The sequence below is a fragment of the Nitrospinaceae bacterium genome, assembly GCA_018669005.1.
In the GTDB taxonomy this organism is placed as follows: Bacteria; UBA8248; UBA8248; order UBA8248; family UBA8248; genus UBA8248.
Genome location: JABJAL010000036.1, coordinates 16279 through 30660, shown reverse-complemented (window position 1 = coordinate 30660; position 14382 = coordinate 16279). Strand labels below are relative to the sequence as shown.

The window sequence follows — 14382 nt, the reverse complement described above, 5'->3', positions numbered from 1 at the left end:
TACGTTCGAGCGCACAACCGCACAATTCACCAGGATATCAACCCCCCCGAACCGCGAGACGGCCTCATCAAAAATTCGGCTGTTCTCATCGGCTCGGCTTAGATCGGCCTCGACTCCGAAAAACGCATCGCCGAGATCATTTTCAATCGTATCGAGCCCCGTCTTGTTGATATCCACACCAGCCACCCGGCATCCCTCGGCGGCAAAACGACGGGCGAGGCCCTCGCCAATTCCCTGAGCTGCACCGGTGATCAAAGCAACTTTTCCTTCGAGTTCCATGACGACCCCCCCCTCAAAACATTAGAGCAATTTACAGATCAAAGATTCGAAATGATTCCATCGTTTTACCACCACATTCAAAAAGAGGGAATCTACATTCGCTGTCATATCGATTGGAAAATATTTACAAAGAAAACATTGAGTTAACCGCCACAACAAACAGGGATGTTTTCTGGCTACGAACGCCTTAGCCGGAAAATATTCATAGCACAAAACGGGTGCCGACCCTGCGAGATATCTCACAGGGTCGGCACCGTTAATAGATTCGCCTGCCAAACAATGCGCCTGCTAAATGATGTGTCTTGGCGCAAAGCTCATCGTCGTAAATGAATCTTTGTAGGGTGACTCGCCAATCTTGCGCAGCTTCCCCTTGCCCAACTTGTAGCGGTAGCGGTTCGTCATCGGGTCCGGAACCCTATGAACAACCGAGTTCGCAGGATTATTCGGAAAATTGAAGTAGGCGAACGTCACTCCCTTTCTCACAGCATCAGTCACCATCGCCACGGCGTTGAAGGCGCCCTTGCTCTTCTCGATATTCCCCGCCTTCAACAACTCGGTGAACGTCAAATCCTTGCCGTCCACACCAACGTAGCCACCGGTCTGAATAAGAAGATCGTCGTTCTCGATGGCGACGAGATCACCCGACTCTATGCCACGCTTTTTTGCATCCTCGGGATGCATCTCGATGAACTGATGGGGGAACTTTTGCATGATGTAGGGCCGCCGCATGTCGTCGAAAGCCGACTGCCAGATTTCGTTGATGCGACCGTTCGTCACCCAGAGCTCATCGCCCTCAGGCGTCACCCGCTCGTAGAAATCCTGAAAATCCTCCCACGGCGACTTGAGCAATACCGCCTTGCCGACCTGGGTATTGAACTTGGTCAGCCACTTGCGGTGCATTGTCGGCCCCTCGGGCGGCCCGAGTTCCAAGGTTTCATCGTGAAGGCGAGCAGTGCCAACCAGCTTACCGCCCACCATGCGAATCGGCGTCTGAATTCCCTGCGTGCCATAGCTCTTCAACAAATCGTGCGCGCGCACCCCGTCACGCTTCGCTTTGACGACAAGTGGGTGGTAGTTGCGAACGCTCTTTCTTCCGAAGCGGGCCGCTTCCTCGAATATTTCGTTCGAGTCCTTCCAGTTATAACCTTTGAATCCCATCTTCTTGGCAAAACCGGCGATAATCTTCCAGTCTGGCATCGCATCGCCCGGCGCATCGGCAATTTTGCTGTAGAGCCTCAGGCGCCGCTCCCCGTTGCAGCGCGTGAAATTTTCCTCACCCCAGGTCGCGGCCGGCAAAACGATGTCGGCGAATTCCGTACCGATAGGGGCGACAGGGTAAATATCCTGGTTCACAACCGCCATTCCACCCGAGTCCATCCGACGCTTCAGGGTTTCGATTGCTGCCTTGGGATCGAAGCTGTCGATCTGGTGTGGGCTCTTTTGCGTCATGTTTCGAACGGCATCCATGATGTTCTGCGAGCCGGCCATCGCCTGGAACCAGGTAGTGCCGATGACCCAGGCGAAGCGGAGGTTGCCGTCCACGGTCCAGCGGTCGAGGTCGATTTCTTTTTTTCGGCGACCCGGCATTTTCTCGGGCGAGAGCCCCCTCGGGTAGCCCGCAGCGCCCATCCAGCCGCGCTGGTGTCCGCCGCCGCGCGAAATCACCTGGCCAGGCCGTGTCCCGGCGCCGCAGATGAGGCCGAGTGCCGCGTAGGACGCCGTGTTCCCGAAGCTATTGCACCAATAATTACCCTTCTCAAGCATGAACGAGGATTTGGTCCGCGAGCCGTCCGCCTTGGGCTTGGCGATCATTTCCGCCGCCTTGCGGATCAGGCTCGCCGAGACGCCCGTGATCTTCTCCGCACGTTCAAGCTCGGAGTACTTGTAGCTCATCACCCATTTTTTATAACCGGCGATATCTGTTCCGTACTTGCCCCAGGTCGTAACCCACTGCCAGGGGGTGTTCCGGGTGCCGCGGCCCATGCCAGAGCCGATTTCCCACTTGTTAGAGATCATCCGGGAAATAAACTCCTTGTCCTCCCAGCCGTTTTCAAATATCTGGCGAATAATCGCCAGATGAAGCACGCTGTCCGTACCTGGTATCACGGGAAGAAAGAGCCCGCCTCGCGATTCGCCCCATGCCACGCCAGCCGTCTTCCGTGGCAGTGCGAAGATGAGTTTTTTATTCGGATTCTTGCCCGCCATAATCCACGAAGTGAACAACACTGATTTCGTCTCGTAGGGATCGGTTCCCGAAAAGAAGATGACATCCGCAGCACCCCAATCCTCATAGGAGGCGCTAAATGGGATGATCCCTGAAAAATCGATGCCGGGCGTGTCCTTGCCGGGGCCCGGTTTGTCATGAGGCGCGAAAGCGGGCGTCCCGATGGACTGGAAGGCCAGCTTTGAGATAGCGTAGGTATTCTCGAAATACTGATAGGAATACGACTTCATCCCCCAGGCATGCTCGCCGTATTTATCGAGCACATGCTTGGTGACGCCCGCCATGACCTCAAACGCCGTGTCCCACGATATGGCCTTAAGCGATCCGCGCACCCGCATCATCGGGCTCGTCAGCCGCTGGGCGGTCTGTTTATTGGGGTTGTAGAGCTTTTGCGCGATGGCGCCACCGCGGATGGAGTGCTCCCCATGGAGATTGACGACCTTCGAGTCGCCGTCCGGGATGACTACCACGTGATGCGGCTTGCCTTCGTAGTTCGTGATGTTGTGCATGTTCGGCGAAATCCACTTGCCGCTCATGATCCCGCTCGGGAAATCCGCTTTAAGCGCGTTTTGGTTTGCTTTCGCGCCCCCTTCCTTTCCCACCGGCCAGCGGTAGGCCTTGTATCCGCAGCCGACGATGCAATAGTCGCAGGCCGTCGTCATCACATCCGCGTCGGAAGGGGGAAGAGGAACGCTGTCCTCTGGTAGCTGATAGTTCGTCGCTTTTTTTGCCATTCTTTTTCCCCTTATCCTTTCGCCGCGAGGTTGTCGTGGTAGCCGTAAATCAGGCCCATGACCCCGGTCGCATAAATATCGTCGCCTTTCACCTCAAGCCGAATCTGGGGCAGACTCTCGGTCGCTTGACCGGAAACCACCATGCCGTGTTTCGTGAGATCAAAAGTGGTCAGATGGAAAGGGCATGGACCAAGAACATGGTGTTCTTTTTTGTAGGTGCCCTGAAGCGGCCCTCCCATGTGAGTACAAAGAGTGTTAAAGGCCACGATGTCTTGATCGCGTCCGACCCCGCCACCAGCGGGAATGCCTAGCTTGATAATATTGGCCATGGAATAGACATCCTTCCATGGATACTGAATCGTCCCCGGCACACCTACCTTAAGCTGGCTAACCTTGCCGACCTTTCGGAGCGGATAGCTCGCCGTTTGAAGCGCGGCCTCGGCCAATCCGGGTATTCCCGCAACCATCGCCACCCCTACGGCCGTCCCGCTGCTCAGCAGGAACGTGCGCCGGGAGAGGCAATGCCTTTCCTCATTTGTATCGTGTGTCATTTCGTATCTCCTCAGCGCATCACCGCGTAGGGCGGCAGAGCCGGTTTATTCATTAGCAAAGGCTTGTCACTCGAGAGCGACAGCAAGAACGCCTCAAGATCCTTCTTCTCGGACTCGAACAGTTTCAACTCTTTCATTAACGGGCTCTTGTTCGGAATGTTTCCCCCACCCTTGTTGTAGAAGTCGATGACTTCCGAGAGCTCGAAGAAAACACCGTTGTGCATGAAGGGCGCCGAGTACTTGAGCTCTCGTAGCGAGGGCGTGCGGAACTTGCCCTTGTCGATATTCTGCTTGGTCGTGTAGTAGAGACCGTAATCACGGTCCGCCTTTCGGTAGACACTCTCGGGAACCCCTCGAATCAGGTTCTGGTAGCGAAGGGTAATTTGGCGAAGCGGATCTTCCTCGAACGACTCGTTCTGGGGCATTCCAAGATTATGATAGGACTCATCTGAAAAAAGCGCTCCGTTGTGGCACTTGATGCACAACGCTTTGCCGTTGAACAGTTTGAGGCCACGCTTCGCGCTTGCCGAAAGAGCGCTCTTGTCTCCCTTCATATAGCGGTCGAAAGGAACATTCTTCGCCTTTGAAACGAGCGTGCGCTCGAAAGCGGAGATCGCCCGCCAGGCATCGCCTATCGTCGGCCAGTCAACGCCAAATACTTTCTTGAAGCGCTTTACGTATTCGGGTATCTGGCGAAGGCGCTCCTCCATCATCATCGTGTCGCCGTTTCCTGCCGTGTTACCGGTGGCAGCGGATTTTGCCTGCGCCTCCAGACTGGTCGATTCCCCTGCCCAGAAGAGTTTTTTATAATAGGCCGAGTTCAGTATCGTCTGAGAGTTTCTCCAGTGCTGGGTACCTGGATAGCCTCGGCTAATGTCGCCACCATCGCCCCAGCCCGCCTTCGGGCTGTGGCACGAGGCACACGAGGTGCTGGCGTCGCCAGAGAGCCTAGGGTCGAAAAACAGAAGTTTTCCGAGCGCCACTTTTTCCTTGGACATCGGATTGTCCGCCGGAACGGGAACAGGTGGGAGCGGCCCAATGGCCGGGAATTTCTCACCCTGTGCGACTACCGCGCCGCCCACCACCAAAACCCCCAACACCAGGGCGGCAGCGAGCCGAGCCAGTTTCATATTGCTAAATATTCGATTCATGGCTGCCTCCTTAATTTTGACCCAGCTTGCGGATCTTATAGTCGGGAAGTTTCGGGTCCTTCATTGTCACCCTCGCCCCGGATAGAGAATTAAGAAACGAAACCAGCGCACGCTGCTCGGCCTTACTGAGCCGGAGCCGCTTAATGCGCGGGCTTTTGTTTGCGTGTCTCCCGCCTCCTTTGTTGTAGAAAGAAACAACGGCCGCAAGCGTTTTAAGCGAGCCGCCGTGCATGTAGGGCGCCGTCCTTCCCACTTCGCGGAGCGATGGGGTACGAAACTTGCCCCGGTCTTTATGGTTTTTCGTTACGGCATACAGACCCACGTCCTCACGCATGTTCATGTAGCCACCGACACCGAGGGTTTTGAGAAACCGCCGATAGGTTATGTGGCGAAGCGGGTCACTGAACATTTTCGTATTGTCGGGGGCCCCAACAGCATGGAATTTGCCGTCGCTCAGAAGGGAGCCACTATGGCATTTCACACAACCAGCTTTACCTTTGAAAAGGGCAAGCCCTTTTTTCGCCTCATTAGAAAGCGCCGATTTTTCGCCCTTTAGATAACGATCAAGGGGAGAAGGCCTGGAGTTAAGCGTATTGACAAAGGCAGCAACGGCCTTGAGGGTTCCTCCAAAAGAGGGCTCGCCGCCATAGGCTTTTTTAAAGAGCTTCACATATTCGGGCACCTGCTTGAGGCGCTCGGGAAAAATGCGTCCATCGACCAACATAAAATGAGCCTCGGTCAGATGGTCACGCACGAGGGTGGGTAGATCGCCGCCGCTCATCCGCCCGTCCCGATAGAGGCGATTTTTGTAAACCGTATTTAAAATAGTGGGCGTGTTTCTGAAGTAAAGCGTTCCGGGGTAGCCCTCCGAGAGGGCCTTGCCGTCGGTCCATGTCTTCGAGGGGATATGGCAGCTTGCGCAACTAACACCGCCATCACCCGAAAGTTTTCCCTCGAAGAAAAGAAGGCGACCCAGTTTTACTCGTGCGGCATTCTGTTTTTTGGGTGGCGGCAGCGGAACAAGCCCCGCCCCCCGGGCCAGCGATGGCGCCGCGACCAGCATGGCCGCAATAACCACTGCGGCGAATCGAATTTGATGAACGTTGATCATACTCCCTCTCCCTGTACTGTTATTTTTTGGAAAATGAGAAAGAAGCCGAGGCTTTGCCCCCGGCGGCTACGGATATCTGTTTTTTCTGAACCCCGAGAACGGGGTGCCATGCATTAAGGGTGTAGTTGCCTGGAGGAATATCACCGATGCTGTAAGAGCCATCTGCACCCACGATTGCATAGTAGGGATTTTTGGCAACATACATAAAACCCAGCATCCAGTCGTGAGCATCACACTCAAAGCGAACGAGACCACCCCTTCGGGTACGGAGTTTTTTCTTCGTCTTGGGCTTGCTCTTGGGCTGGGCGATATTGAACATAGAGCGGCGGAGCTTGCCGATAAGCTCGTAGGCGTGGATGTTGTGAAGAACCGGATCACTGTTCTTGATGGTGAGTTTCGATTTGTTCCGGGCAACCACCAAGTAAGGCTTGAAAACGCATTTTTTCTGATCGACCACAGCGTGGGAGGCGGCCTTGGAGAATGCCTTGCCATTTTTGACCTTCTCCAAGAAGACGATAACACCCCGAAGGGCACCTCCTTTGGTGTCGATCTCGCGAATCTCAATTTTTCCCTTGCCACAAGTGCTTTGATCCTTGGTGATGAGGTGCATGGCTGGAGCCGGGGGGCTTCCCGAGAAGGCAATTTTCCCGGTAATAGCCCCCCCATTTTTCACGTCAATCACTTCATAGGCTTCCGAGGTTAGGGGTAAAATTCCCATGGAAACCAAATAAATACTCAGAGCTAGAACAAACTTCATCTTCATTTATCTCCTTGATTGTGGCTCATCATCAACGTAGTGTTACTATGCAAATGACTGTATTTTCACTCCTTATATCAATTACACTTCCGAGGAAGAGGCTTGTTTCAGGTGATTTCATCCCTGACCCGTCATAATATGAGCTAAGTTGAAGAATATATCAATATAAAAAGATATGTATTTCTTGTATACAGACAAAAAGAGGTATCACTTCCGGGAATGGGACACCTGAATATTCCATCAAGCCGCCCACTGAAATCTAGAATTCAATGGAATAAGCCCACAAGTATGATGCAAAGGCCACATTCTTTAATTCAAAAAGCAATGAAGTTCGTTTTTTACTCCATGTAGGCGCTTCCAGCACCCCACCCACCAAAAAGCATGCGGTAGGACTCCTCTACTTTCGAGGCATCGCGACGCAGTAATTCGGCCTCGCCAAGGCTAGGATCGCTCTCCTCTCGGGGACTGGGAGACTGACCCGCCCTCCACTTAAAAAAGGGCAGAGCCTGGCCCGGAAACATGGCATAGCTAATGGCGTCTCTTTCACTTTGGAGCAAACCCTGCTCCTCAAGCTCAGTTCGGCACTGCTCCAGAGAATCAGGAGGGATTTCCATGGGTGCGTCATAGTCGATGGGATCGGTGTGCCCCACAATCTTGCGCTGGAGGTCAGGGTCAATCTTCCCCAAGGGCTTGCCGTAGATACCATCGATGTAATCCATGAGTTGCTTCGAGCGCTGATAGTCGTCTCCGCGAAGGATAGTAAGAGCTGTCTCAGCCCCAACGATTTGGCTCGTGGGTGTAACAAGTGGGGGGTAGCCTAGCTTCTTCCAAATAACTGGGAAGAGCTTTAGAACCTCGGCCGTCCTTCCAGCTAAACCCATGTCCGAGAGTTGGACGACATAGTTACTCCACATACCTCCGGGTATTTTATGCTCCAGGGCAGCCACATCCACCGGTACGTAGGAATGGGCAAGATGACGCTGCTCGGCGGAGGGGAGAAAGTAGTCTCGAATCACGGGAAGAAGTTCCTTCCTCAAATTAACTTCTTGAGAAGTTTCTCCGAACATTTCGGCAAGTGTTTCTACGGCGGTTAAGGAGGTGGATTGGCTCATGGAAGAGATGGCACCGTCAATAACATTTGCCCCGGCCTCAACGGCCGCAAAACATGTGGCGGGGGCCAGACCACTGGAATAGTGGCAGTGGATTTGAATCAGGAGGCGGGGATACTTGGCTCGCACTGCGCGAACTACCCGAGCAACGGTGCCGGGCTTAGCGACCCCGGCCATGTCTTTGATACAAAAACTCTCATTAGGACTAGCTGGGTCAAGCAATCCGCGCTCGACCAGAGTTTCGACAAAACCAATGAAATATTCCGGGGTGTGAACTGGGCTTTCGGTGTAGCTAGCGCAGACCTGGTTGTGTCCCCCAGCCTCGCGCACGAAGCGCACGGCGTTCTCCAGATTCCGAGGGTCGTTCATGGCATCGAAGGTGCGGAAGATATCGATACCAGCGTGATGAGCCTCTCGGATAAAGGCTCGCAGGACATCGTTAGGAATCTTGCCGTAGCCTACGCCATTCTGGCCCCGCAAAAGCATTTGAAGAGGCGTCTTACGGGCACGCTCCTTTAGACGATCTAAATTCTCCCAGGGATCCTCTGCGAGAAAACGCAGAGCAGTATCGAAGGTGGCGCCGCCCCATACCTCAAGAGAGAAAAAGCCAGCGTCATCGATTTCAGGAAAAGCACCCAACGCCATCTTGTTGGGCATACGGGTCGCCCAGAGGGACTGATGGGCGTCCCTGAGAGTTGTATCCGCAATCCCAACTTCAGGATTGTCTAAAAGATACTGCACTCTATCGGTAAGGCTCATGTACAAATACTCCTGCTACCCAAAAAAATTCTATCGCTTAAGACAACACAAAAGCTGGATATCCTTATCACCCAAGAATATACGTCTGCAACCTCCACTTTTTTAATCTTCAGCATTTCGCCCCCTCCCCTGGGCAAATTTCTCACTATAAAAGTATTAGAATCAGCCACATACGCACTCTTCAACCACACTTACAGGGGTAAAATCAGCGAATAAAGAATCAAAGGACTTGAAACGAGACCTTTAACGCTAACATGCTTTTATTTTTAGGGTCCAAGAGTAATAATGCGAACTTCCTAACAAAGCACTCATTAAATCCGGCACAAGGAGAAGACAATGGACAGTGGCATCTGGGGTGTTTGGTACGACTTGCCAAAAGAGGGAGAGGACGAATACCTATCCTGGTTACATGAGGAGCATATTCCCCAAGCGCTCAAGCGTCCTGACTATCTGTGGGCGGCACACTACCGCTCCATCAGAAACGAATCCCATAACTCGAGCCCTGTGCAGAAAGCCAAAAGGTTCATGGATGAGCCCGAGCTTGGGCGGGGCGGAGACTACCTCCTTCTTTTCGGAGCAAATAGCGCCCATGCCTTCCTCGACCCTGCTCCGGACGACCTCCTTAAAAGTTACGATGCCCGCTCACGCGAGATGATTTCTCGCAGACAAGGAGACCGCACCGCTTACTTCACCGAGGTTGGGCGTGTGGACGGCCCCGAGATTGCCCAGCGCGGCCCGGACCTCACCCCGGCACCCATGATCCAAATGGGCGCATACCGAGCCGATGATGAAAATTACAATATCGATGTGGCGCTCTGGTATGTCCATCATCGCCTCGCTGCCTTGCCTGAGATGGAGGGTTGTGTCGGAGCACGCAAGCTTCTATCCCTCGGAGGCTGGGCTCGCCATGCCATTCTTTACGAATTCATCTCTCCCGAAGCGCGGGAGCACTACTATCAGATTCAGGAAGCGCCCGGCGGCGACGCGAACCATCCCACCGGTGGCATTGTCCGGACACTTATCCATTCTCCGGATTCTCCGACCCTGGGCGTACGCATCTGGCCGGAAGTGAAGTAGAGGGCCGCAGAATCATATTCACGGAAGTGGAATTTATTATCAGTACTTGAATGGTTTATTTCATTTTTTAGGGACCAAAATACTTTAACTCGGAGGGCTCTTTGATAAAAGATCGGGCGAATTCACTTCAAAAGCATGTGCCGCCCTCAGGACTTCAGCCTCCGCCCAATGCCGTCCGATAATCTGAACGGAAACAGGCAATCCATCTTTAGAAAAACCCATCGGAACAGCGATAGACGGGCAGCCAGTCATATTATGGGGAGTCAAGAATGGGCGCGTAATCGCACCTGTATAATCGACTTCTTTCCCGTTAATTACAGCTTTCCAGGTGTCTATTGGCGGCGCAACACATGGAAGTGTTGGGGTCACAATCACATCCACTTCATCAAATAGCTTCAACACCTCCCGGCGCAACAATTCCCGTTTTCTTTGCGCGCGAACAAGGTCATCACAGCTTTCGGTACCCATTCTCGATTCTACCGCTTTTCGAGCTATCTCCCCGTATCCATCCGAATTTTTCTCGTAGATAGGTCGATGAAATTCGAGAAATTCTGCCGACATAAAAACCTGGAAAACCTCTTCAAATTGATCAGAGTACGCAAACGATAAGTTCTTTACCTCCGCCCCCAGTTCACGAAACACATCGATCGAATTGTCAAAAACTTCCGATATCTCATTATCTACCTCGGCATTGCTGTAAAGATCTGGGCATAGGCCTAATTTCATCCCTTTTAAGTCTTTTCCAAGCCTCGCAGCAAAATCCGGCACGGGAACATCACGGGAAAAAGGATCTCTTTCATCGTAGCCTGCAATTACCTGAAGAATCAGGGCCGCATCTTGAACCGAACGCGTCAGGGGGCCTACGTGATCAAAACTCAACGTATTTGGACATACTCCTGACAGACTCACTCTTCCATGGGTGGGCTTTAACCCAACAAGCCCGCATAAGGCCGATGGCCCTCGAATTGAACTTCCCGTGTCTGTACCCAATGCCACCGGAGCCATACGAGCCGCTACCGAGGCCGCTGAGCCCGAACTCGATCCGCCAGTGGTCCGATTGCGGTCCCATGGGTTACGAACCGTCCCGAAGAAAGGATTGAGACTCAAAGGCCCAGAGGCAAATTCTTGTGTATGTGTTTTGCCAAGGAGAATCGCTCCCGACTTCTTCAACTGCGCGACACAATGTGCATCTTCGGTTGGCACGTTATTTTGAAAAATCGACGAACCTCTTGTCGTGCACACACCTGCCGTGTCGATAATATCTTTCACGCCGTAAGGGATTCCGTGCAAAGGACCTCGATAGTCGTCCTTCACGATTTCGTCTTCCGCCTTTTTCGCCTGCTTGAGGGCCATCTCTGCCGTAATATTTAAAAAACCTAGAACATCCCCATTTACAGCCTCGATTCGACGAATGTGCGCCTCAACCACCTCAACAGGAGAAACCTCAAGGCGCCGAATTTTTTCTCCAAGTTCATGAACCGTCATAAAGCAGAGGGCATCGTCTTTCATCTAAAAGCCTTTCCCTATCCCCACCTAAAAGCCTGCACAAACTAACGTATCTGGCCATATACCTTTTGAGGGCGAACCAGAACGGCTACGGCCTCCTGATCACGCATCGCTTGGTCATATTCTTCCCAATCGGAGTGCTCCTTGTCTCCACAAGCGCGAAAAACTTCGCGAAGAAGCATTCTGATTTCCTCGGGCTCCGAATTTGAATATTCAAGCAAACTCGCTTCACCCTCTATAGTCACAAAACTGCGCCAATCATTTGTCACAGCCAAAAGAGTACAGCGAGGATCGCTCCTCAAATTACGTATCTTGACCGAATTTGGATGCACAGATGCGAACACCGCCTGCTCTTGATATGCCCCGCACACGACAATGCTAGAATGTGCTGCCCCGCCTGTTCTATGTGTGGTGACAACGCAACGATGGTTTTTCTCTAAAAAAGGACGAACATCCTCGAATTCCATTTTTCCCTCCTTGCGCTCTAACAACTAAAAGGCAGCCCCTTATCGAGACCGCCCTTTAGAAATGTCTTTCAAATTAAGGCTTAGACCGTAGCGGTTTCCTGCTCGTTTATCAGCTCGTCAAGAATCTCCGAAATACGAGAAGCCTCCATCCAGTCCGCCTTGTAGGCAATCGTCCCCTCTTTATCGACGACAAAGGTCATGTTGGGCATCCGCCCAAAAGCCTGCACAACAGCTTCGTCCATATCATCGATAAGAACCGGCACTTTCATATTAAACTCTTTCACCAATTCACACGCATATTCTTTTTTGTGATCATAGGAGGTGTGCTGCTTGTACTTCTTAAAATACCTCCGCTCCTCGGCATGCGGCTCTTTTGAGTACACAACGAAGAACTCAACGTCCTTGTCTTTGTATTTAGTCTGTAAATCCTCTACGCCAGCCACCTGCCGGCGATAGGGGGGTCACGTAATTGCCCCGAACTCGATGACAATATTTTTCTTTCCTTGATAATCCGAAAGATTGAACTCCGTGTCATCGGTGGTCCGCAATTTAACAGAAGGCATTGGGGAGCCAGGTGTTAGCGTATTCTTAAAAGCCTCCTTTCGCACATGGCGAAAACCCTGAAGCTGGCGCTTAAGAAATTTCCAAGCATCGATATAATAAACACTCCACAATCCACCCAGCGGGCCTGGAGGCCGGTCAAAAATTTCCTCTTTTTTCATGTTTTCACATTCTCCTAATATGGTCTTCTAACTTCCGCAAAATTACAGGACCTGAAATCTACTTTCCTCTGGGAACACTGACCACTCTATCAGATATATAGTTCGAAAAATATATCTACAAAGATAGGAATTCAACACGTACCATAGAGATCAACTTGTCCATATACCCAGGACATCCCACTTTACGACAACAATACTTGCGTATTGCTTTGGTACGTCCACTACAGCAACACCACATACGCTCGTAGATAAAGGCAACGTAGTGTTTGAGGGCCACCAAACTACTTAGGGTAAAAAGAGCTCTGCAAATAAAAAAAGTAAGGTCTAAACCTGAGTTATGGGCATCCCGGGCTTAGGCGGCAAGTTATTACCGGCAACAAATTTCACATCCTTGCGAGGACTATCCCCTTTAAGGAAATATTTTGTTCTGCCCAATTTTTCTATCTCTATTTCGAGAACCTCGCCTGAATTAATTGGAGCAATGCCATCGTGATGGGTACCCGTGGCGACCACATCTCCTGGCTGAAGCTGAAGATACTTACTCAGCCAAGCAATCTGATAGTCGATTTTATAGGCCATATCCCTCGTATTGTAGTTCTGCCGATCTTCTCCATTAAGCCAGGATCTCACCTGGAGAGAATAGGGATCGGGAATCTCATCTTTTGTGGTAATCCACGGACCACAAGGTGAAAATGTATCTTGCCCTTTAGGCAAGACTTGACTTCGTCGGGTCATACCCCGCGCAGAGACATCAAAAAACGGAACGTAACCGAAGACATAATCCATGGCATTTTCCTGGGTAACGTTCTTTGCGTGTTTGCCAACAATAAAAGCAAATTCAGCTTCGGCCTGAAATACGGCCACCGGAGGAATATCCCTCAGTTCAATTTCACCTTCCGGGCCAACCAATTCGGGAGATTTGTGGAAAAATTCAATAACCAAAGATTCGACCGTTCGCCCAGGCTTATCCAGGTAATTGACGAATGCCGCCAAACATTTACTGGGCCTTGAAATCGGCGAAAGAAGTTTTACGCTGCTCAGAGGCACGCCACTTTCTCGCTCCACTATTTTTTCAATTTCGCCTCGATAATCATCAAAATCGCCGATCAAAACCTCCATCACTCTCTGGGGACCCCGTTCGGCTCGGTGACGAATAACACTGCTTACATCAACAACATGATCACCGTTTTTAAGAATGCCTATTTGGTCATCATCAAAGCGAAGAATTTTCATCAATGCGCCCTTAAATGTTAGTGGCTATCATAAGATCCCCCCACCCCCAATGGCAAGATTCAGCCAGTGATCTCAAGCTCTTTACCGTTAACATCGATGGGATCGGCTGCAAGAAGGATGAACGCGATAACACAGGGCTCGGTCCCGTTATTAATCCAGTTATGGATAGTGCCATGCTGCACACATACATCACCCTCGTTTAGATGAACGATGGCGCCATCATCAAGTTCCATATCCATCTCACCCTTCAAAACCACCACGTAGTCGAGCGAATGTGTCCGGTGCATCCGGGTCTTAACACCGGGATAGTATTTTGAGATCCTAATCTTCGAGGGCGCCGAGCCCGGTGGGCCAGGTTCAATCTCCTTGCCGTCGACATCTGTGTTCAGATTTGCCGGATAGACATCGGTGCCCCACACGCCATGGCCTTCATGCCCTGGCCTGCCTGAGCGAGGCTCATCCATGACCTCGTCAATCTTGACTACCGCCTTACCGTTCTCATCGTGCCCGGTTACAACCCGCCTTACCGAAAAAGCCATTTAGTATCTCCCTATGCTATGCAAGAAAATGGACACCTTAAAATCCAATGATTTCGATTCCAGATCAAAACTCCATTCAATAAAAATTTAATACACGACCGCATATTTGGGCAAAATGGGATTTTATCAGATTTTAGAAAAAAAACATTGGACTTCAAGGGAA

At 51.6% G+C, this 14382-nt stretch carries 14 protein-coding genes; 1 reads left to right on the top strand and 13 read right to left on the bottom strand.

What is annotated here, in order from left to right:
* The 7 genes from HOJ95_05255 to HOJ95_05225 form a co-directional block, all read right to left on the bottom strand.
* On the bottom strand, positions 1-279 hold a 279-nt coding region (locus HOJ95_05255; protein ID MBT6394091.1), incomplete at its 3' end, for an SDR family NAD(P)-dependent oxidoreductase.
* A gap of 288 nt (positions 280-567) precedes the next feature.
* On the bottom strand, positions 568-3237 hold the full coding sequence (locus HOJ95_05250; GenBank protein MBT6394090.1) for an arsenate reductase (azurin) large subunit: 2670 nt from the start codon (positions 3235-3237) through the stop codon (positions 568-570).
* A gap of 11 nt (positions 3238-3248) precedes the next feature.
* Positions 3249-3788 carry an arsenate reductase (azurin) small subunit gene (locus HOJ95_05245; protein MBT6394089.1) on the bottom strand — a complete coding sequence of 180 codons (540 nt, stop codon included), beginning with the start codon at positions 3786-3788 and terminating at the stop codon, positions 3249-3251.
* Positions 3789-3799: 11 nt separating this feature from the next.
* Positions 3800-4930 carry a cytochrome-c peroxidase gene (locus tag HOJ95_05240; protein ID MBT6394088.1) on the bottom strand — a complete coding sequence of 377 codons (1131 nt, stop codon included), beginning with the start codon at positions 4928-4930 and terminating at the stop codon, positions 3800-3802.
* Positions 4931-4949: 19 nt separating this feature from the next.
* Positions 4950-6050, bottom strand: coding sequence for a c-type cytochrome (locus HOJ95_05235; protein ID MBT6394087.1), 1101 nt, complete (start codon positions 6048-6050; stop codon positions 4950-4952).
* Positions 6051-6069: 19 nt separating this feature from the next.
* On the bottom strand, positions 6070-6807 hold the full coding sequence (locus HOJ95_05230; GenBank protein MBT6394086.1) for a hypothetical protein: 738 nt from the start codon (positions 6805-6807) through the stop codon (positions 6070-6072).
* Between the two features lie 338 nt (positions 6808-7145).
* Positions 7146-8675: a pyruvate carboxylase subunit B gene (locus tag HOJ95_05225; protein MBT6394085.1), complete on the bottom strand. Its 1530-nt coding sequence runs from the start codon at positions 8673-8675 to the stop codon at positions 7146-7148.
* 336 nt (positions 8676-9011) lie between these two features.
* Here HOJ95_05225 and HOJ95_05220 point away from each other — a divergent pair, with 336 nt between their 5' ends.
* A complete protein-coding gene (locus HOJ95_05220; GenBank protein MBT6394084.1) occupies positions 9012-9752 on the top strand; it encodes a hypothetical protein in 741 nt (246 codons plus the stop codon).
* 84 nt (positions 9753-9836) lie between these two features.
* Here the strand turns inward: HOJ95_05220 and HOJ95_05215 are convergent, their stop codons facing one another.
* From HOJ95_05215 to HOJ95_05190, 6 genes are all read right to left on the bottom strand, one after another.
* Entirely contained in the window at positions 9837-11261 is a 1425-nt protein-coding gene (locus HOJ95_05215; GenBank protein ID MBT6394083.1) for an amidase, read from the bottom strand.
* A 41-nt stretch (positions 11262-11302) separates the two neighbouring features.
* A complete protein-coding gene (locus tag HOJ95_05210) occupies positions 11303-11725 on the bottom strand; it encodes a TIGR03618 family F420-dependent PPOX class oxidoreductase (GenBank protein MBT6394082.1) in 423 nt (140 codons plus the stop codon).
* A gap of 80 nt (positions 11726-11805) precedes the next feature.
* Positions 11806-12168: a hypothetical protein gene (locus HOJ95_05205; GenBank protein MBT6394081.1), complete on the bottom strand. Its 363-nt coding sequence runs from the start codon at positions 12166-12168 to the stop codon at positions 11806-11808.
* A gap of 18 nt (positions 12169-12186) precedes the next feature.
* Entirely contained in the window at positions 12187-12447 is a 261-nt protein-coding gene (locus HOJ95_05200) for a hypothetical protein (GenBank protein ID MBT6394080.1), read from the bottom strand.
* Between the two features lie 324 nt (positions 12448-12771).
* On the bottom strand, positions 12772-13680 hold the full coding sequence (locus HOJ95_05195) for a fumarylacetoacetate hydrolase family protein (protein ID MBT6394079.1): 909 nt from the start codon (positions 13678-13680) through the stop codon (positions 12772-12774).
* A gap of 59 nt (positions 13681-13739) precedes the next feature.
* Positions 13740-14219 (bottom strand): cupin domain-containing protein, encoded by a 480-nt coding sequence (locus tag HOJ95_05190; GenBank protein ID MBT6394078.1) that lies wholly within the window; start codon positions 14217-14219, stop codon positions 13740-13742.
* Positions 14220-14382 lie beyond the last annotated feature (163 nt).

Bases quoted from the DNA above. Each gene is read 5' to 3' on its own strand.
- HOJ95_05250 (MBT6394090.1), bottom strand. From the start codon at position 3,237: ATGGCAAAAAAAGCGACGAACTATCAGCTACCAGAGGACAGCGTTCCT.
- HOJ95_05235 (MBT6394087.1), bottom strand. From the start codon at position 6,050: ATGATCAACGTTCATCAAATTCGATTCGCCGCAGTGGTTATTGCGGCC.
- HOJ95_05200 (MBT6394080.1), bottom strand. From the start codon at position 12,447: ATGAAAAAAGAGGAAATTTTTGACCGGCCTCCAGGCCCGCTGGGTGGA.
- HOJ95_05225 (MBT6394085.1), bottom strand. From the start codon at position 8,675: ATGAGCCTTACCGATAGAGTGCAGTATCTTTTAGACAATCCTGAAGTT.
- HOJ95_05190 (MBT6394078.1), bottom strand. From the start codon at position 14,219: ATGGCTTTTTCGGTAAGGCGGGTTGTAACCGGGCACGATGAGAACGGT.
- HOJ95_05230 (MBT6394086.1), bottom strand. From the start codon at position 6,807: ATGAAGTTTGTTCTAGCTCTGAGTATTTATTTGGTTTCCATGGGAATT.
- HOJ95_05245 (MBT6394089.1), bottom strand. From the start codon at position 3,788: ATGACACACGATACAAATGAGGAAAGGCATTGCCTCTCCCGGCGCACG.
- HOJ95_05210 (MBT6394082.1), bottom strand. From the start codon at position 11,725: ATGGAATTCGAGGATGTTCGTCCTTTTTTAGAGAAAAACCATCGTTGC.
- HOJ95_05195 (MBT6394079.1), bottom strand. From the start codon at position 13,680: ATGAAAATTCTTCGCTTTGATGATGACCAAATAGGCATTCTTAAAAAC.
- HOJ95_05215 (MBT6394083.1), bottom strand. From the start codon at position 11,261: ATGAAAGACGATGCCCTCTGCTTTATGACGGTTCATGAACTTGGAGAA.
- HOJ95_05220 (MBT6394084.1), top strand. From the start codon at position 9,012: ATGGACAGTGGCATCTGGGGTGTTTGGTACGACTTGCCAAAAGAGGGA.